Origin of the sequence: Flammeovirga sp. SJP92, assembly GCF_001583495.1 — a bacterium.
Classification (GTDB): domain Bacteria; phylum Bacteroidota; class Bacteroidia; order Cytophagales; family Flammeovirgaceae; genus Flammeovirga.
Window position 1 is genome coordinate 1 of sequence record NZ_LQAQ01000116.1, and the last position, 20,308, is coordinate 20,308.

The window sequence follows — 20,308 nt, forward strand, 5'->3', positions numbered from 1 at the left end:
TTTGCTGCGTTTGTTGCTTCTCTAACTTTCTTTCTGCTACTCTTTTTTCTTCTTTTGCTTCTTCATGAGCTATACTTCGATTATTCCATTTCACTTCATCTTTTAACTCTGTACTATTTTTCTCAAACTGTTTCGTCCAATCAAGAACAGTTTCAGAATTCTCACTCTTATATTTCGTCATCACATCATTGAAGAAGTTGTACACAGTTTTCACACCATTTGAATCCTTTTCTCCATTAGTATTAGTACTAATGTCATATTCATTGATCGTAAGACTAATATTAAAGTATTCTCCTAGATTATTACTGTTTAAACTAGATTCTACAGTATCATAAGAGAATTTACATTCAGCTCCATCACCGACCTTAAGAGTAGCATATATTTTATTACTAACGTCTTCTTTGTTATACTTTTTTAATTGGTCATTGGATTTAATTTTGGAGTAAGCTTTGACTTCATCAAAACTTATTATTTGGGGAACACTATAATTTTCTACACTCACTGATTGATGCCCTACATTAAAACCTCCTACTCCTTTAAGGCCTCCTTCAATTTGCCCTACATAACTTGTATTTACTGCTCTAACATACCCTTTTGACAACTCATGATAGACATCTCCCTCTTCTGACATTACATGATTCCAATATTCATCATCAATTCCCATTTTATACAGAGGAACAGTCCATTCATTTTGGAGCATAAAACTGTACATATTTAAGTCAAGAAATGCCATAAAGTGTTTAATTGAGGTATAACTGCCATTCAGCGCTTCAAGCATCCCTAGTGATTGCTTATATTCTCCACTTACACCAATATTTGCAACAGATTTATTCCCAAAACCTGCGTTTCCACCAATACTCCAATAAGAATTAACACCCAAACTTCTCGTATTACCAGAGGCTATTGATGCTCCAAATTTTCCATCTAAACCTAAATAGAAAAATACTGAAAGTTGTGCAGAAATAGATATTGAACCTGAAAGATCAAAGCTGTACGTCCTTGTGTTGTCATCAAACTGATCTGCAAATTCTTTTAGCCTATCTTTGAAGTATTTATAAGTTAAATTTTCCCCTAAAAAGTTCTTTTCATATTTTCCTTGTTCCTTCTTAACTTTAATACCAGTATTTGTATTTCTATCATAGCTATAAAATAGTGTACCATTTTTAGGTGTATAATATTCAGGTAAATACACAATATCTCCTTCTTGCAGCCAAAAGATCCCTACACTATCTTCATACTGTCCATTTTCATGTACTTCATGCCAATAATTCACATTTTCTAAGTCGGATTGTTTAACACCAAAACGCTCTTTAATACCATCTATCGTATCCCCCTTAAAAACCATATAACCATAGGCTCCATCATTATCAAATTGAACAAGGTATCCTTTAGCTGTTTTTCGCTTTGGCTTAGAAATTTCATTATTTTCTTTTTCTCTCCTGATTATCTCTTCTTTACTATATTCTTTATTTTCTACACGAATTTGATCTTTCCATTGAATAGGAGCATATAAGTATTCAGACAACTCATTGTACAGTCCCATTTCCTGTAAAATTTCACCCAATGAAAAGCCAAAAGCATCAATATGGGCTTCCAGCTGTTCTATAGACGCTCTGTTTCGTTTTAACTTAATCAACTCTGATAGTATTGCAGGCCTATTCTTATTAGGTGTTGCCTTAGTTTGTGTAGTAGGATACATGCCTGCAAATGGAAAATAGGCTTCGTTTTTTACTTTTATTTTCTCTTTCTCATCTAGATATACCTCATAGTAATTACATATTGTTGAGGCCATCGTTTCGTAATCCAACGGTAATGGCTCAGCTTGGAGGTTGGGTAACAATCTAGACCAATCTTTCCTGTAGCTAGGGATATGTTTATGAATAAAGTCATCTAGTGCTACTCCATGATGTAATAAAAATGTTTCTTTTAATTTTTCAATAGAAGGCGGGTGTCCATCGACTTTCAATAATACCTCTAAAATATCATCTTCATCAGGACCTAAAATTGAGTAAAATGTATCTCGTAAATAAAGTCCTAACTGAGAGGAAAACCTTAAGGATAACTCCATACTGAAGTTTGTTGGAGAGAACTTTTTGGCGAGCATCAGCTCCTTAGATTTACTTTCTATATAATCACTTCGATTATAATTGTGTACCGTTTCATCATAAATCCTTTGACATAAGTTTTTATAGTCCAGTGGAAGAGGCTGGCTAATTTTATAAGTACGATAGTTTTGAGTCAACAACTCTGCTTTCTCAGTATTTAGAATATCTGATATTTTCCCTTCTGCAAATCTACTTTGAACTTTATAACCTTTATTTTCACTTTTTTCTCTAGAAAAGAACGTTTCCTTTGTGATACGTGCTGATTCTCCTCCATTAAATTGGATGTACTGAGCATTCTTAAATTTATTTTTCAGCTTATCATAAGCTTCCATTAAAATACTATTCGGTAGTTTCAGCTCTTCCGAAATAAAGATATTTATTGGGCTTAAAGGAGCTATAACACAATTTCTTGCTACTTCATTATATTCATAATGAGGCTCTTGAAAAGAAAGACGAAAATAAAAACCTTCTTTCCTATCTGAATCAAACGCTACTCTTATAATAAGTGGAGGTGGATTTGATGCGTCAATTTCATCATTTGCATATTCATACTGTTTAATGGGAGAATGGTAATTCTCTTTCTCAGTACTCGAACGTTCCTGTTTTTTCTCTAATCTTTGATACATAGTTAATTTCTCAGCTTGTAATTTGAATAGTCCTACTTTTAAGTATTATATAAATCGTTAACTTTCAATCAGCCTTTCTACAAGGTTTATATGGCCTACTTTCAAGACCGAGGGAGCACTACCAAACTAAAATGGTAGAAAGCTGACTGGCGCGAATGTTAAGCGTTAGCATCATTCGTGTCCTTCTGATTTCTAAATACTAAAAATCACAATAATTTAGTTTGCAATGTAAATTGTAACATTATCGAGGTAAAAGTAAAATTTTGTGTCTAACAATAAAAATTTTCTTTGTATTTCATTCTATATTCAATCAAGTAAGTAAGAAAAAATAAGAGAAAGGATGCTTGAAAGGAGAATGTAGGAGGTTTGTAAAAGTTTCAAATGTAAAAGTATATTTGAAACATGCTCAAAAACTTGCACAATTGCCTTACAAACGTTAACATTACCATATCAAATGATTTTTATTCTAGTGTAAAAAAATAAGCTAACGATTGCATTACACTGACTTAACGACTTAGAAAGCACATGATGGTGTATTCATCAAGTTTAATCACCACTCATTCCTTATTCAACTATGGCACAACTTGATTTACCTCAAAGAGAACAATTGGAATACCTTCTTCGACATGGAGGTGCAAAGAAACGTATTGCTCAGATCTTGGGAATTCATTTGTCTACTTTGTATAGAGAAATCAAAAGAAATAGTGTGGATGGAAAATATGTAGCCCAAAAAGCCAACGATTTAGCGGTGGCACGAAAAAAAGTGGTAGGAAGTCTTCCCAAAGTAAAAAGGTCTAAAAAAATTAAACGAAAAAACCGATACGAACTTTATGCCGACCGTAGGCATATTTATTGGCATTCAGATACACCTTGGGTAAGAAACACCTACTTTTTTATCCGTTGGCACTTTGGAGGTAAATATCATCGTTATAAAATTCGTTTGGGTTGGGAAAAAAGATATCATTATAAAAATGATATTCCTATTCTACAACAATTGGTGGAGTTTATGCTGAAAACACGAAAACCAAGTAAGCATGTAGCTTTTCGAGCTGAAAGAGGGAATAGAAAAGCAAAAGAAGAAAAAATGGTAAGGTATGCGAGGGCGGTGTTTTATCAATATGTTAGAAGGGCCTGATATTTCATCTTTGATGAGATTATCTTCGTCCTGATGTTTGAAGGTGTATGCTATTCACCTAGACAAAGAGAAAAAATTGTCATTTTTGATATCTTTTCCATAAATAATTATTGAACATGATAATAAAAAGGGTAAGGGAATTGGGTATTGCTCCATTTTCTTATCCTTTCTTTTTTGATTTTATGGCCTTTCGCATTTGCTCACGATTTTTTTTTAAAAATCAGAATATTTTTTTGCCAAAAAAATTGTTGAAAGCTTTTGATGTGGTGTATTATTACACTGTAAACTAAGTTTTCGTTATTTATAATATTTAGAAATCAGGAGATTTCTGATGATCTGAAGGACATGAATGATGCTAACGCTTAACATTCGCGCCATTGAGCTTTCTACCACTATAGTTTGGTAGTACTCCCCCGGCATTGAAGGGAAAAGCGTTAAGAATTTCATGAATTGAGCCATTAAAAATGATTTTCTTGTTCAAGCAAAGCGAGTTTAAAATCATTGAGGCGAGTGGAATGAAATTAGCTTTTGACTTCTAAGCCTAGATTTTTTGCTTCGTTTTTCATCAATGGAAAAATGAAGAAGAAGGAAGGTTGACAGTAGGACATAAAAGCCTGTAGAAGAATTGAATGAAAGTTCACGGTAATTTAGTTTACAATGTATTATGGTCTTGAAGACGTTGCAATGCAACATCCCTACAACATCATAGTAGGTTATTACAAAATAGTTCTCTTTTGAGCTATAATCAGACAGTCATTAAGCAATATCTCCTCGGACCTGAAGGGAAAAGCATCAAGAAAATGAATAAAAAAACTATTTCTTAAAGCAGAAAATAAATTGTGTACCATTGGTACCATCTGATTCTACATGAATATTTCCTTTCAAAGAGTTTACAATATTTTTGACCGTGGCTAGGCCTATTCCATTGCCTGATTCTCCGAAACGATCTTGGTTTGTTGCAGTATTAAATATTTCAAATATATTTCCTTGGTCTTCTTCCTGAATACCAGGGCCATTATCTTTTACAATAAAATGATAGAATGATGTATCTTCAGAGATCTTGATCTCAATTTTAGGGACCTTTTTATCATTGTACTTTATAGCATTGGATATCAAGTTGATAAGTATCTGGTCGATGGCCGTTCTATTTATATATAACTCTTCTACTGAACTGTTGAACAGCAAATCTATTTGGAAATCAAAATTAAAAATACCTGCAATATCAGATTTTAAATCGTCAATACTGAATGTCGATTTTTTATCGTTTAATAAAGTACTGGATTTGCTATAGCTTAATATCCCATCAATCAATCCTTTTAATTTATCTGTAGATTTGTAAATATGCTCTACCACCATCTGTGCATTATCATCCAAATCACTGCCGTAGTTGTCTTTCAAAAGGTTGGCCATACCTGAAATAGTACACAGTGGTGACTTGAGATCATGTGCGGCCACATATGCAAAACGTTCCAATTCTTTATTTTTGGTGGCCATATCCGATAAAGTCTTTTCCAATTTCAAATTACTTTTTCGGAGTTCCATCAACTTCATTACCTGATTGCCTAAGGCCTCTAAAGTATTTTTCTGACGCTCTGTTAACACTTTAGGTTTATGATCAATCACACACAAAGTGCCCAAAGCATTGCCTTTTTTAGAAACTAATGGCACCCCTGCATAAAAAATTACATTAGGGGCATCTACCACTAATGGATTATCATAAAAACGTTCATCTTCTCTTGAATCAGGAACTATAAACAGCTGATTTGGTTCATTGATGGCATGGGCACAAAAAGCTAACTCTTTAGGAGTCTCAGTAGCATCTACACCATGGTGAGATTTGAACCATTGACGTTTATCATCCACCAAACTAACTAGGGAAATGGGAGTATCACATATCTCACTGGCTATTTTGGTCAAATTATCGTAATCCTCCTCCATTAGAGTGTCCAAAATTACGTAAGACTTAAGGTCTTCTAATCTTTCTTTTTCGTTTTTTGGTATATCAGGTTTCTTCATTTTTAGGTTCTTATATCTTAGCTATTGGCAGTTGATAAACTGTGTAAAAACAGTAATATCATTATTAAATTAATTATTTCTGATCCATTCTCAAAACCTGATATACAACAGCTTACGTCTATTCATGTAATATTTAGAGCATTTTTCTAATAATTTATTCTTTTTCGCCAAAAACAGTAAACCTCTCATATTTTTTCTGTTCATCAAAAATACAACACTTCATCAATTATTGCTAACCAATATGTAAAAACGAATATCCTTTCTTATTTTGTTCAATAAGAAGGAATTCATCGCCAAATGCTCAAAAAGGAGTAATGAAATAAGAAAAATATAATAATCAATGTTTTATAGAAATGAATCAAAAGTAGTCTTTTCTTCAGTAATGTTTCTGAGAAAATTTGGACAGATCAAATGAATCATTATATGAAAAATAGGTAACCATTGATGTCATAAATGAGATAAAAATACAGTTCATTTCATTGTAAACTGATTTTTAGTTAGATCGGATGATTTTTTATGAGTAGTCAAGCGTATTGTAGTTAGTTACAAAACATTTTTCTTTTGAGTGTATAATCAGAAAGTCATGGAGGCAAAAGGAATGGAATTTAGCTTTTAACTTCTAAGCCTTGACTTTTTTGCTTCGTTTTTAAGTACTAGGACAAATGAAAACGAGTATTTCGTAGACCCATAATTGAAATTATGAGCTGGTGATATTGACTCCAACAACACTAAAGTGTTGCCTTCGTTTTCAACCTTCAAGACTTTAGTCTTGGTTAGGTTGCTGTATCACCTGCCCATAGTTTTAACTATGGTGCACGAAACACTCGATTACTTTTGACATTTAGAAATCAGGAGATTTCTAATGATCTGTAGAGCACGAATGGCGCTAACGCTTAACATTCGCGCTAGTGAGCGTAGTCAAGCGTATTGTAGTTGGTTACAAAACATTTTTCTTTTGAGTGTATAATCAGAAAGTCATGGAGGCAAAAGGAATGGAATTTAGCTTTTGGCTTCAAAGCCTTGAATTTTTTGCTTCGTTTTTGTTTTAAGACAAAAATGAAGAAGAAAGAAGCTTGGAAGTAGTTCATAAAAGCATGTTTGCAGTAATTTGAAGTTGATAAAAACTTAGTATACAATACATTCGTTTACTTTTTCATTGTCAATACAAACGATTAAAGTTATATTAGGTCAATCAATATAACATACTATTATCAACTCAAATAACTATGAAGTTTTCTTTAAAAATTATCATTATTACTGTATTCTCTGCCTTCCTTTTAATAGGCTGTTCATCCAACCCTGCCGAAACTGAAGAACATAAAAAATTGCTGAAAGAGCATGAAGTGATGGAAGCAGAACACAAAAAACTTGCTGCAGACCACCTTAAAATGGAAGCCATGCATGAAAAAATGGTCAAAGAACATGAGGAAATCAGCGGTGGTGAAGAAGATGCTGAACATGAAGCAATGGAGGCGGAACATACAGCCATCCTAGAAAAGCATAAAAAACTAATGAAAAAGCATGATAAAATCTTAGCCGATCACGAAGAAATGATCAAGAAACATGCTTCGGGTGAAATTGATATGGCTACTATGAAGAAAGACCATGATCAAATGGAAAAGGATCATGAAGTTGTATTAGTAGATGAGCATGAACTAATGGAAAAAGAGCACGCTCAATTGATTGCTGATCATGAGAAAATGATGGCGGAACATTAATCAAAAAAAGTTCTAGATATAAAAATGGCTCCAAAATGAATTTTCACTTTGGAGCCGTTTTATTTACAAACTATAGTGAAGTACTAAGCATTCTCAACTACTTCCTGTACTCTTTTGTATTTCAAATCTTTTTCAATGGTTTCAATCATTTTCCCAGCGATATCTTTGCTAGACACCCCTTCTATCCCTTCCAAACCTGGAGAAGAATTGACTTCCAAAAGTAATGGTCCATTTTGACCTCTGATAATATCTACACCCGCCACTTTCAAGTTTAGAGTTTTAGCCGCTAACAACGCCACTTTTTTCTCTTCAGATGTAATCTTTACCAAGGAAGCCGTTCCTCCCATATGAATATTGGCTCTAAACTCTCCTGGTGCAGCAGTACGCATGATGCTCTCCACCACTTTTCCATTGACTACAAAACATCTTAAGTCCTTTCCGTTCGCTTCTTTCACAAACTCCTGAACTAGGATATTGGCCTTTAAACTCTTGAAAGCATTGATCAAACTTTCAGCCGCTTTAGTGGTCTCAGCTAATACCACACCTTTACCTTGTGTACCTTCCAAAAGCTTCACAATCAAAGGTGCTCCACCTACCATCTTTATCAACTCATCAGTGTCTAATGGTGAGTTGGCGAAACCAGTAGTCGGTATAGGTAAACCGTTATTGATCAATAACTGAAGAGCATACAGCTTATCTCTTGACCTTGTAATGGAAGAGGCATTGTTAAGCGTATACACTCCCATAGCCTCAAAGTGTCTTGTCAAAGCCGTCCCATAAAAAGTAGCACTAGGTCTGATACGCGGAATGATGGCGTCAAAATCGTTCAGAATTCTTCCACCTCTATAATGCATTTCAGGGTTTTTCCCATCCAACTTAATATAGCAGTCTTTGATATTCAAAAATTCCATTTCATGTCCTCTCTCTTGCCCAGCCTCCATAATTCTTCTATTACTGTAGAGGTCAGGATTACTTGCTAAAAGACCAATTTTCAAACCTGTTGGCTTGACAATTTTATTATGATAATACTGCTTTAATAGATCATCAGTCGGTTCGCCCAGTAAACAAGAAGATTCTGGATCTACCAACATCTTTCCAGACATAGCTTGACGTCCCAATAGCATCCTATACCCCATAGAATCTCTATTGGTCAAAGTCAACTGTACTTCCCATGTATCATCTGCAATGGCCAATACCGTTTTAATCACAAAACGGACTTCACTATTGCCACTTGAGCTTTTTACTCTCCTTTTATCATGAATAGGAGCTTCACAATGAACGGTTGTTTTTCCGTCATTCTGCAAAGGGTGTACTTCAAAACTCACCCAAGGAGTTCCTTCCTTTTTAAAAGGTACAATATTGACAGCATGTAGTGCAGAAGTCTTTGCTCCTGAGTCTACTCTAGCTTTGATAGCAGGAATATTTACTTGTGGAAAGCTACACCATTCTTCGCTTCCAACTACAATTTTATTATTATTCATAAATGACTGATTTAAAGCGCTGTATTGAACAGAAAATCAATTATTAAACAGATTTGCTCTTCTAAGGTTTCATTTTAGGGGCAAATACTTCGTATAATTAATAAAAAAAGTCAGATTTGATTTTACAAAAAAATGATGAAATGATTAATTTATTTGGTATTGGCTGAAATGATGCCTATTTCATTTGAATAACTCTATCATAATCAGCTTCTTGCCCTAAATTAAAAATCAAGGTTTCACCAAAACCTACAGGTAGTTTAAAGATGCTTTTCAAAGGAATTGTGAGCAAATAAGCCCAGATGCATCGAATCACGCCAGAGTGAGCTACAATTAATACTTTATCTATTTCTTTCAATCTCAATTCCTCCAAAAAGGATTTCACACGTTCAAACATTTCTGCCAATGATTCCCCATTCAACGTTCTTGTATTCACAAAATCATTCATCCAAGGATTGAGTTCCAGCTGATCAATTTCACTCCACTTCTTCCCTTCCCAATTACCAAAGTTTAATTCATATAACCTTGGGTCAGTTATAAAGTTTTCTAAAAGCAATGCCTCCGAAAGTTTAACACAACGTTCGGCCGGACTTGAATAAACAGCTTCAAAATTTTGTTTCAAACTCTCTTTATACGCTTGCACTTCCGCTTCAAAAGTAGCTGCCAAAGGAACGTCTATTTGTCCATAACAGACATCTTTGGCAACATCAACGGTGGTATGACGAATTACATGAACTTCCATAATGCAATAAAACTTAAAATGCAGATACATTCAGCAATCTGCTGAACTGCTCCCAAACAATCACCTGTGTATCCACCAAGCCACTTTTCAAAATATCTTTTGGATAATACCGTCAACAAGGCAACGGGTACTATTGTAATCAGGAAGTAATAATTATAAGTAGATAAAACCACCAAGGGCAACAAGCCAAATACAAATGCACCAATGATTTCAACAGCACTATGTTTCTTTGCGATTGGTTTTACCTTACTTGTTGCATCTTCACGGGCATATTCTGATATAAAACAGATGCTGATAGCCGCTAACCTTGAGACCGAGTGATAAGCCACAAACAATAAAGCCAGTACTATCATACCGCTTGATGAGGCTTTTGTTAGAAGTTGTGTCAAGCCTGCATATTTCATCAATAACAACAAAATAGTGGCAAGTACACCAAAAGCCCCTACTCTACTGTCTTTCATAATCACTAAAATCCGCTCTTTTGTCCAACCGCCACCAAAGCCATCTGCAACATCTGACAGGCCATCTTCATGAAAACCGCCGGTAGTTAACACTCCTATCAGCAATGAGAACACCACTGAAATGGTGGTATCAAATAATAGGGAACTGGCCCAAAAAGCAACAAAGGAAATACCTCCAACTATCCACCCGATTAACGGAAAATACCTTGTCGCTTTATTAATATAATCAGGGTCGTGATCAATATTAATAGGACAAGGTATCCTCGTATAAAACATGAGGGAAGTGAAGAAAATATTGATTTCTTCTCTCATTTATTTATCTAAAAATTCATCATGATTACTCACTCCGGCATCTTCAAAACTCGCCATTGTGCTTAAAAATTGTACTGCACTTTTTACCACAGGGTAAGCCACAGCAGCACCTGTACCTTCACCTAATCTCAAGTTCAATTTCAATACTGGTTCTCCACCTAAGTGTTCCAGCATTTTGCGGTGTCCACCTTCATCACTCTGATGTGAGAATATCGCATTTTCAAGAATAGACGGATTAAGCTCAGCCGCTACCATAAACACACTCGTTGTGATAAAGCCATCTACTAAAATCACCATTCCTTGATCTTTGGCTTCCAAGAAACCGCCCAACATTTGTGCCATTTCAAACCCGCCATACGTTCTCATCAATTCATTGGCATCTTCAATATCACCATGAAATGCTTTGGCTGCTTGAAGTGTTTTGAGTTTCTTTTGTAATCCTTCATCGTTGATACCTGAACCTCTGCCAGTACACTCTTCAATGGATAAATGACAGATCTGACTCAAGATCATTGTAGCTGGAGAAGTATTGCCAATGCCCATCTCTCCAAAACCAATCACATTACATCCTTCTTGAGCCGCATTTTTCACCACGCTTCTTCCTTTTTCAATACACTCCTCGTATTGTTCAGGCGTCATTGCTTTACTCGTTAAAAAACTAGCTGTTTCTCTTCCTACTTTAAGGTTGATCAATTCAGTGTTTGGCTCAAAATCATAATTAACGCCCGAATCCACTACTTTAAGATTAATATCATGCTGCATACAAAAAGAATTAATAGCAGCACCTCCTTGTAAGAAATTCATCACCATTTGGAACGTTACTTCCTGCGGGAAAGGGCTCACACCTTCATGAGCAATTCCGTGGTCTCCTGCAAATACAATCATATGAGGGTTCGTCAATGTTGGAGACAATGTATTTTGGACTTTTCCAATTTGAAGAGCCAATTTTTCCAGCATTCCTAATGACCCAAGTGGTTTTGTTTTAAAATCGATCTTGTGTTGAAGTTGTTGTTCCATTTTGATTGAAGCTAAACAGCTTGATTGTAATAGTTTAGTAAATAAATTAACTATTGGTTTATTTTCAATTAAGTGCTAAGCCAAAAATAGATGAGAATAATTCTTAATTATTTTTTGGGAGTACAATGCTGAAAAACGAATGAATAGTGATTCTATTAATTGTTTTTAAGGTAGTAATTACAAAACAATAATAAGAATTAGCGATCTATAGTTTTGTCTTAGAACTTAGTAGCTCAATTGAAAATTAATTTTATAAATGAGGTACCAGAAAATCTACTTCCATTACCCGAAGGCAAAAGTCATAAATTCTAAACTCTTTTTGAAACTAAATACATGTTAATCTTCAAAAGATAGCATCTTCTTAATCAAAATCACTTGTCCTAAATGATAATAAGCATGTTCTATCATACCGTCTACGTTCCTTTGATAAGAACCGTATTCTTTTTTGACAAAATTACCCTCTAAATCTTCATCACTTAAACCTTCAATACAGACGGCCAAACGTTCTGCATCTTCCCAAAACCGTTCTAGAAATGTTTCCCATTGTTGCTGTGAGGTGATAGGCGGAAAATCAAAACTGAATTTATCTTTGATCTCCAGTTCACCTCCTTCAAAAACATTTTTAATACCATGGATATAATAATGTATATGCTGTGCTAAAATGGCAATGGTATTAAGTGGTTCTACTTTACTGTTGGCAATGTTATAATCCACATCTTTCAACGCTTTTTTAAAGTTGGTATTCGCTATCCAAGTTCCATTGAGCATTACTTCTCTCAATCGGTCTGCCACTTTTTTAGAATTGGTCATGATTTAGAATTTCAAATTGAAGTTTATTTTCAATACTAAAATAGCCAAGAAAAGAACAAATACATTGTAAACTCAATTTATAGTCAACTTTCAATCGGCTTTTTTACAAGTTGTCTATGATCTACTTTCAAGCTTACTTCTTCTTCATTTTTGTCTTAACACACAAACGAAGCAAAAAAGTCAAGGCTTTGAAGGCAAAAGCTAAATTACAGTCATTCGTGTCTACAGATCAATAAAAAGCTCCTGATTTCTGACGTTCTTGACTTATGTTATTATCTGATAAGCTTTCTATTATTTTAGTAAGGTAGTACCTCCCCCATACTTGGAATTCCATAGACCAATTTCACCACAGTAATAGTGTATTAAACTATACTAAATCTAATGATGAAGCTATGCCCTTGGTGTACGAATTGTTAAATTGAACCCCATTGATAAAATGATATATGAAATGAAAAAATTAACCCTATTATTCCTTTTCCTTGTTCAGTTTTCATGGGCACAGGAAAGCACTTTCAAAAATCCAATATTACAAGGTGGTTACCCTGATCCTTCCATCACAACTGATGGGGAGTATTACTACATTGTCAATTCTTCTTTTGAGTATTTTCCGGGGCTACCTTTGCACCGCTCTAAGGACTTGGTGAACTGGGAATTTGTAGGTTATGGCCTGCACCGTGAAAATCAATGCAATGGTGAAATGAATCTTGTAGATGTACAACAAAATGGCGGTATCCATGCTCCTACTATTCGTTATCATGAAGGAAAGTTTTATATCATCACCACTAACGTTTACAATCCAATTGATGGTTCTCCTACCAAGACCATCAACTTTATCATTACTGCCGAACATATCACTGGTCCTTGGTCAGCCCCTCATATTATTGAAGGTGCTCCTGGGATTGATCCTGATATTTTCTTTGACGACAATGGAGATGTTTGGTTTGTAGGCACTCATTCTCCTGAAAACCCTAATTATGAAGGAGAAGGGGAAATATGGACACAGCAACTCGATCTTGACCATTGGAAATTGAAAGGTGAAAGACATTACTTGTACCGAGGCGCTTGTGGCGGTGTCTGGGTGGAAGGTCCACATGTTTACAAGCATGATGGAAAATATTATTTGATGGTCGCTGAAGGCGGTACAAGCTATAATCACGCTATGATGATTGCTGTGAGTGAAAACATGACAGGCCCTTATGAATCAAATGAGAGAAACCCTATTCTAACCACTAGAAACCTATCGTATGACAATTGGGTCAACTCTACGGGACATGCTGATATTGTACAGCTCAAAGACGGCCGTTGGTACATGGTGGCTTTAGGTATTCGTGGCGACCTTCAAAGAGCATCCAATATGGGTCGTGAGACATTTTTAATTCCTGTTCAATGGGAAAGAGTACCTTTCTGGTGGGAAGAAATTAAATACGACTGGCCTGTGGTTGCTCCCAAAACTGGCCGTGTAATGAAGTACGAAGAACTTCCCTTTGCTGATCATCCTCAAATGAGAAATGATGCATTTATGGATAATTTTGATAATAATACATTAAATATTGAATGGAATTTCAGGAGGGTTCCAATGAAAAACACATACAGCCTCACGGACAAGGAAGGATATTTAAGGTTGAACTTGAAGCCAGAAGTAATCAAAAAAAGAGGAAGAGCCAGCTTGATGGGAATTCGTCAGAAAGAAACCGATTTTGAATACACTGCCAAGATGAAATTTGCTTCCAAAAAAGAAAATACGGAAGCCGGCATCAGCATCTTCCAGAAAGATGATAATTTTATCAATTTTACAGTCAAAAAGAAAGACGGAAAACATGTTCTACAATTGGTTTTAGCTGAAAAGAAAGTCGATGGATTACAAGTATTGAAAGAAGAAATACTGCCTGCTTATAAAGGTGAAATTCTTTTCAAACTTCTTTCAAAAGAAAATAAATACATATTCTCGTATTCATTGGACAATGGTAAAACTTTTCTTCCTTTTGAAACTACAAAATCAGATTACTTGCTGAGTTTTGGATGGAACAGTGGTTATACAGGGACTTATTGTGGTATATATGCTACAAGCAATGGCCAACCGACCAAAGAATATGCTGATTTTGATTGGGTGAATTACAAAGGCTTTGAATAAAAATATTAATTTGGGTGTTGCAATAAATAAAACAACGTTCATAAACAAACCACTAAAATGACAAAACGACTACTACTTCCCCTCTTTTTTATGATGACTATTAGCAATGGTTTCGCTCAGCAACTCCTACCGCTTTGGGAAGACAAAGACATTCCGAATTATCAAAAATCTAAAGAGAAAGAATTCATTCCTGAACGGAATATTATTTTCATACAAAAGGTACAAAAACCAACGTTAGAAGTTTTCTTACCCTCTAAGCAAAGTGCCAACGGAAAAGGCGTATTGATCCTTCCTGGAGGTGGCTATGGTGGAGTGGCTTATGATTGGGAAGGTACGGATTATGCCAAGTGGCTCAACAGTAAAGGCATTGCTGCTTTTGTGCTGAAATACAGAATGCCTCAGTCAGCATCTGTACAAACCTCTCACCTTGCCCCCATTCAAGATGCACAAAGAGCCATGAGAATCATAAGAAGTAATGCCACATCCTATAATGTAGATAAAGGTAAAATTGGAGTGATTGGTTCTTCAGCAGGTGGTCACCTGGCCTCCACATTAGGCACTCATTCTAAAGCGTATTACCCTGCCAAAGATGAGATTGATCAAGAAAGATTTGAGCCTGATTTTATGTTGTTAGTTTACCCAGTCATTACCATGAAAAAAGAAGTAACACACATGGGATCAAGAAACAACTTACTGGGTAAATCAGCATCTGAAGCGTTAGTGGCTCAGTTTTCAAATGAATTACAAGTGAATGAAAATACGCCTGCTACATTTATAGTTCACTCTGGTGATGATGGTGCTGTATCTGTTGAGAATTCCATCCTCTTTTATCAGGCATTAGTCAAACATAATGTAAAAGCTGATCTGCATTTTTATCCTACTGGCAAACATGGCTACGGTATGGGAATAGCATCTGATCATGCTCCAAAATGGACGGGGCTAGCTGAAGAATGGCTGAAATTGAGATAGATAAGAAAACCTTTAAGTACTAAGTCAAAAATAAATGATAATTAATTCCTCATTATTTATTGTGAGTACAACGCTGAAAAACGTATAAATAGTGGTTCTATTTAAAGTTTTTTAAAGGCAGTAATCAGAAAAAATAATATGAATAAGTGTTATATAATTTTGTCTTAGTACTTAGAATATAGAAGAAGAGGGAAGATATGACACCAAAAACGGAGCATTTCTTCCCTCTTCATTTATATTCTTGCATTTACAATTAGCTTTTTATTGGCTTTCTGTATTGTGTCGGTGTTTGACCAAATTGTTTTTTGAAGGATTTTCTAAAATATTGTGGATCATTAAAGCCTACTTCATAAGCAATTTCGGAGATGTTCAACTCACTTGTTTTCAATAATTCCAATGCTTTTTGAAGTCTGATATTTCTCACAAATTCCACTGGTGGCATTCCTGTCTCCGCTTTCATCTTTCGGTAGAATTGAATATTACTCATATCCATTTCTTTGGCCAATTCAGGAACAGAGAATTCTGCCTCAGAAATATTCCTTTCAATGATCTTTCTTGCTTGATCTTCAAAAGAGATTTCCACCACCTGTTTTTTCTTTTTCTTCGTTTTCTGGTCGCTTTTATCAATATCCAAAATGTTGGATCTCATCTTCAATAATTGATTCACCCTTACTTCCATGTGTTTTGGAGAGAAAGGTTTTGCGATAAAGGAATCTGATCCTGCTTCAAGAGCTTTAATACGCTCTTGAGTGTCAGGATTTGATGAAAGTAAAATCAATGGTGTATGTTTTGTCTTCTCTCCTGATTTGATTTTCTCTGCCAATTGCAGACCATTCATTCCCTCTAAATAAATCTCCGCAATCACCAACGAAGGATAATATTTCAATACTTTTTCATAAGCGTCCAGACCATTGTCAGCATACATGATTTTGTATTCTTTTTCTAAAATACTGGCGATGTACTCTCTGATTTCTTCAGATTTTTCCACAATCAAAATCAACTCCTCTTTCTCTACTTTTGCCTTAGTATCTTCTTGGTTTGACTTATTGACAAACTGTAGCTTCTCTGTGTTTGAATACAAAAGTTTTGGCACCAATTCAGAAGATTCATTTTTCTTATCCTCTATTGAATAAAAATCATCATCTGAAGGAATAATCAAGGTGAACTTAGACCCTAATGAAGGCTCACTTTCCACATAGATCATACCTTTCATGGCTTCAATAATAGACTTCGCAAATGCCAAACCAATACCAGAACCCACATCGTTGTTGGTTTTCACCTGATAGAATCGATCAAAAATGATTTCCAGGTCTTCCTTGTTGATTCCAATTCCAGAATCTTTCACTTCAATGGAAAGATAATGACGAGAGTATTTTTGAGGTAAATTTCCTTTATAGTTTACAAACTTGGGTTGTACTTCACCAAACTCCACAGAAGAAACACTCACCCAAACACCACCATTGGCCACATTGTATTTGAAAGCGTTAGAAAGAATGTTGTACAGCACCGCTTCCAGCATCACTTTATCTATATAAACCGACTCCTGAAGTTCTGGTAAAAAGTTGATTGTGTAATTGACCTTTTTCTTCTTTGCCACATGTTTGAAAGCATCGGTGGCATCTTTAATAATGGCTTCTGTTGTTTCCTTTTTGACATTCAAACGCATTTGGCCGTGCTGACTCTTTGTCAAGAACATCAACTGATCCGTAAGTCGCAACAAGCGCTGAGCATTTCGATAGGCAATACCCAAAGGTTCCTGCATTTCTGTGGCCACAGTACTGTTTTTGGCTATCTGCTCAATCGGCCCAAGAACAAGTGTCAAAGGTGTTCTCAACTCGTGAGAGAGATTGGTGAAGAAATTGACCTTTCTTTCGTACTCAATTTTCTCATCACGCATTTTGAGGTGTTCGTATTTTTCCTCATTGGCGGTATGCACTTTTCTTCTCCACCAAATCATAATGTAGATCATGGCTCCTACTAACAGCAAAGCATAAATAATATAAGCTGTCAGAGATTTGTACCAAATAGGAACAATGTTGATCTTCAATTCTTTGATTTCCTCACTCCATTTCCCATCTACGTTAGCAGACATCACCCTGAAAATATAGTTTCCAGGCATCAGGCCGTTGTAAGTAATAATGTGCTGATCTCCCGAAGTTTCTTTCCACTCTTTGTCCAAATTTTCCATCTTATAACGGAAAACCTTTTTATCACCCTTAGTATAATTCAGCGTAGAAAGGTAAAAAGAGAACGTATTCTGATCATGATTCAGATTAATTTCTGACGTGTTTTGAATAATATCTTTCAATACAACCTTAGACTTTACCTTCTCATTGGGATGTACTTCTTTTCCATTCAAATAAAACCTTGAAATAACTGGCTCTACTGGGTAAGGGTTTTCTCTGAACAAAGGAATTTTTAATAAATCCACTCCCTTTTCACCACCAAACAACACATTTCCTTTGGAGGTTAGTTTCTTTGATTTATTGTAATAACGCTCATTCAGTAATCCATCTTCTGTTGTATAAGTAAAATACTTATCTTCTTTCCATTCAAAAGTATTGGTCAGTGTTGTGCCCCAAATTTTATTGTCGGGTGTTTTTACAATACTACTGATTGTGGCTTTTAAAAGTTTGTGAGGAATGTTTTTCTGTGAAAAATGGTTTCTGCCTTTCAGAAATTCAAAAAGACCATTTTCTGTCGCCACCAACAAAGTTTGATTGTCCTTCTCTACAATATCCGACACTAAGGAAGTGTTCATTGTAGGAGTCTGAACGTTGAATTGCTCTATTTTTGTGATTGTAAAATTCTTGTCATAAATCACTTTCCAAAGTCCTTGTCCTCTACTTCCCAGCCATATTTCAGTTTTACTGACGTGGTATATTTTTATTATTGGAACATTCAATAATACACGTCCTTTACCTTTGGTCATAGAAACAAACTGATCTTCTTTTTCATTATAATACGCCAATCCAGCATCCCAGAAACCTGCCCATAAACTGCCATCATATTCACTTTTGGCAATTGACATAATATAAGGATTAGTGATCTTATCTCTGCTTTTATAAGTCCTTTTGATTTTGGCTGTTTCCGAATTAAGAAGATAGACTCCTTTACCTGCCGTACTTACCCAAGTGTTTTTTTCATCACTGACAATACCCGTGATCTGCTCAAAACGATAATCATGCTGTACGTAATTGCCAGTACCATCAGGATTGTAAGATGCTTCATAATAGAGTTTTCCATTAATTGTCCCAGCCCAAACCTTTCCATTCTGTTCTTCAATGGCCACCACAGGGTCAATTTCTTTCTGCAAAAGCGGGCGTATTGGCTTTTTATAAAGATCCAATGTATAAACACCAAAGTGAGTTCCCGCCCAAAGAACACCTGCACGGTCTTCAAAAATAGCAGAAAAACCACTCCTGCCTGTATATTCCTGATTCAGTTCAAGCTGTCTTGACTTCAAATCTATACTGTAAATATCATTGGCAGTCATAAACCAAAGCTTTCCTTCTCTTGAAAACGAAGGTTGAAGGTAGGATTTACTGTTATTGATTAAGGATTTTACGACTTTTCCTCTTAATTGCTTTTGTTTGAAGGAAGCAGTAAAAACACCTTGTGTATTGGAACACCAAATTTCATTCATCTGTGATTGATAAATGCTGTAGACCCCATGAAAATCATCTCCCGTCAATAATGCCACCTCTTCTGTTTTTACATTAAAGCACCCAAGGCCCTGCATCGTTCCAAACCATACGTAACCATTAGGGTCAAAATGTACTGAAATCACTAAGTCCTGAAAAAGCTGACGATCAAATAAGTCTCCCAACTCACGTTGAGTGTACGACTTGAAGATTTTATCGCTTAAATTATAAAAGGCCAGTCCATTACCTTGTGTTCCAATCCATACATTCCCGTTTTCGTCTTCAGAAAAAGAAGTGATTCTTTGAATGTTTAATGTTCTTGCGGATTCTGAATTTTGGGTAAGATGTTCAAATGAATCCGTTTTTTTATCAAAAATAAAAATACCATTGTTGTCTGTACCTATCCATATCTGACCATTGGAATGCTCCATGATTGCAGATATCTTTTTATCTAATAACGGTTGGTAATCTCTTTCTCCAAACACTGTGATTTCATACCCATCATATTTATACAAACCATCCCAAGAGGCAAACCATATGTATCCTTCCTTATCTTGGATAATTCCAGTCACTGAACCAGAAAAGTTAGGCAACTTGATTGGCGCCCCTTTTACTGTAGTAGTAAAGCAAAAGGTAATAAGTAAGAGGACAACAATTAATTTATTTAAAAAGTAGGTCATAAAGATTAATTCATTTCAGGGTATTAGATATTATTAATCTAAAAACTGCAAAATACAAAAAAATGAGGTTTTGAATGATGATTTTTCTCTTTCAGCAATGACAAATTAATATTGAGCAAGGATCAATTCCTAATACGCTGTCCATTAAGCGGCTATAAAATGGGGAGGCCCTCTCAATTTTAAAGGACCTCCACCAACATCCGGGTAAAGATTTATTCTCTCAGAGGTTTCCCTCCAAAGAGTGATAGTGATGTTATGGGCCGTTTTCATTCATCTACCTTTTCAACTCTTACATTGATAAATGCGCAAAAGAAAACTGAAAACCCTATTAGAAACTTTTTTATTTTTTCTATTCACTTTCTTCTGTCCTAGTACTTAACACAACAGGAAGGAATTTTATCAAAATGACAATTTTATGGAATAGGTACTTCAATGTATTGGAACTTTCCAAGAATATTGAGGGG

The 20,308-nt window shown here is 35.3% G+C and carries 12 protein-coding genes and 1 pseudogene; 4 read left to right on the forward strand and 9 right to left on the reverse strand.

Annotated features, from left to right (window positions below; all coding sequences use genetic code 11):
* Positions 1 to 2,731, reverse strand: a 2,731-nt coding sequence (locus AVL50_RS30455) for a hypothetical protein (RefSeq protein WP_157491706.1), incomplete at its 3' end; no start/stop codon positions are given.
* Between the two features lie 574 nt (positions 2,732 to 3,305).
* Between AVL50_RS30455 and AVL50_RS30460 the strand changes: the two genes are divergently transcribed.
* Entirely contained in the window at positions 3,306 to 3,866 is a 561-nt protein-coding gene (locus tag AVL50_RS30460) for a helix-turn-helix domain-containing protein (protein ID WP_062621498.1), read from the forward strand.
* A gap of 813 nt (positions 3,867 to 4,679) precedes the next feature.
* Here the strand turns inward: AVL50_RS30460 and AVL50_RS30465 are convergent.
* A complete protein-coding gene (locus AVL50_RS30465; RefSeq protein ID WP_062621502.1) occupies positions 4,680 to 5,882 on the reverse strand; it encodes an ATP-binding protein in 1,203 nt (400 codons plus the stop codon).
* A 1,226-nt stretch (positions 5,883 to 7,108) separates the two neighbouring features.
* Between AVL50_RS30465 and AVL50_RS30470 the strand changes: the two genes are divergently transcribed.
* Positions 7,109 to 7,600: a hypothetical protein gene (locus AVL50_RS30470; RefSeq protein WP_062621504.1), complete on the forward strand. Its 492-nt coding sequence runs from the start codon at positions 7,109 to 7,111 to the stop codon at positions 7,598 to 7,600.
* A gap of 83 nt (positions 7,601 to 7,683) precedes the next feature.
* On the opposite strand, the gene rimK is transcribed toward AVL50_RS30470, so the two are convergent.
* The 6 genes and pseudogenes from rimK to AVL50_RS30495 form a co-directional block, all read right to left on the reverse strand.
* Positions 7,684 to 8,595 carry a 30S ribosomal protein S6--L-glutamate ligase gene (gene rimK, locus AVL50_RS30475; RefSeq protein WP_253764341.1) on the reverse strand — a complete coding sequence of 304 codons (912 nt, stop codon included), beginning with the start codon at positions 8,593 to 8,595 and terminating at the stop codon, positions 7,684 to 7,686.
* An 84-nt stretch (positions 8,596 to 8,679) separates the two neighbouring features.
* Positions 8,680 to 9,081: pseudogene (locus AVL50_RS33700) on the reverse strand (ATP-dependent zinc protease); the annotation flags it as partial.
* A gap of 175 nt (positions 9,082 to 9,256) precedes the next feature.
* Positions 9,257 to 9,820, reverse strand: a complete 564-nt coding sequence (gene cobC, locus AVL50_RS30480) for an alpha-ribazole phosphatase (protein ID WP_062621507.1) — start codon at positions 9,818 to 9,820, stop codon at positions 9,257 to 9,259.
* Positions 9,805 to 10,593, reverse strand: a complete 789-nt coding sequence (locus tag AVL50_RS30485) for an adenosylcobinamide-GDP ribazoletransferase (RefSeq protein ID WP_062621509.1) — start codon at positions 10,591 to 10,593, stop codon at positions 9,805 to 9,807. Before AVL50_RS30485 ends, cobC begins: the two co-directional genes overlap by 16 nt.
* Complete coding sequence (gene cobT, locus AVL50_RS30490) at positions 10,594 to 11,610, reverse strand: nicotinate-nucleotide--dimethylbenzimidazole phosphoribosyltransferase (protein ID WP_062621510.1); 1,017 nt, start codon at positions 11,608 to 11,610, stop codon at positions 10,594 to 10,596.
* Between the two features lie 336 nt (positions 11,611 to 11,946).
* On the reverse strand, positions 11,947 to 12,420 hold the full coding sequence (locus tag AVL50_RS30495) for a DUF1572 family protein (RefSeq protein ID WP_062621512.1): 474 nt from the start codon (positions 12,418 to 12,420) through the stop codon (positions 11,947 to 11,949).
* 448 nt (positions 12,421 to 12,868) lie between these two features.
* On the opposite strand from AVL50_RS30495, the gene AVL50_RS30500 reads away from it, so the two are divergent.
* Entirely contained in the window at positions 12,869 to 14,551 is a 1,683-nt protein-coding gene (locus tag AVL50_RS30500; protein ID WP_216639112.1) for a glycoside hydrolase family 43 protein, read from the forward strand.
* A 57-nt stretch (positions 14,552 to 14,608) separates the two neighbouring features.
* Complete coding sequence (locus tag AVL50_RS30505) at positions 14,609 to 15,520, forward strand: alpha/beta hydrolase (protein ID WP_062621515.1); 912 nt, start codon at positions 14,609 to 14,611, stop codon at positions 15,518 to 15,520.
* Between the two features lie 253 nt (positions 15,521 to 15,773).
* Here AVL50_RS30505 and AVL50_RS30510 read toward each other — a convergent pair whose 3' ends face one another.
* A complete protein-coding gene (locus AVL50_RS30510; protein ID WP_062621517.1) occupies positions 15,774 to 19,844 on the reverse strand; it encodes a helix-turn-helix domain-containing protein in 4,071 nt (1,356 codons plus the stop codon).
* Positions 19,845 to 20,308: the final 464 nt, after the last annotated feature.

Excerpts from the sequence above, each read along its gene's own strand:
- AVL50_RS30460 (WP_062621498.1), top strand. The coding sequence starts at position 3,306 with ATGGCACAACTTGATTTACCTCAAAGAGAACAATTGGAATACCTTCTT.
- AVL50_RS30465 (WP_062621502.1), bottom strand. The coding sequence starts at position 5,882 with ATGAAGAAACCTGATATACCAAAAAACGAAAAAGAAAGATTAGAAGAC.
- AVL50_RS30470 (WP_062621504.1), top strand. The coding sequence starts at position 7,109 with ATGAAGTTTTCTTTAAAAATTATCATTATTACTGTATTCTCTGCCTTC.
- cobC (WP_062621507.1), bottom strand. The coding sequence starts at position 9,820 with ATGGAAGTTCATGTAATTCGTCATACCACCGTTGATGTTGCCAAAGAT.
- AVL50_RS30485 (WP_062621509.1), bottom strand. The coding sequence starts at position 10,593 with ATGAGAGAAGAAATCAATATTTTCTTCACTTCCCTCATGTTTTATACG.
- cobT (WP_062621510.1), bottom strand. The coding sequence starts at position 11,610 with ATGGAACAACAACTTCAACACAAGATCGATTTTAAAACAAAACCACTT.
- AVL50_RS30495 (WP_062621512.1), bottom strand. The coding sequence starts at position 12,420 with ATGACCAATTCTAAAAAAGTGGCAGACCGATTGAGAGAAGTAATGCTC.
- AVL50_RS30500 (WP_216639112.1), top strand. The coding sequence starts at position 12,869 with ATGAAAAAATTAACCCTATTATTCCTTTTCCTTGTTCAGTTTTCATGG.
- AVL50_RS30505 (WP_062621515.1), top strand. The coding sequence starts at position 14,609 with ATGACAAAACGACTACTACTTCCCCTCTTTTTTATGATGACTATTAGC.
- AVL50_RS30510 (WP_062621517.1), bottom strand. The coding sequence starts at position 19,844 with ATGACCTACTTTTTAAATAAATTAATTGTTGTCCTCTTACTTATTACC.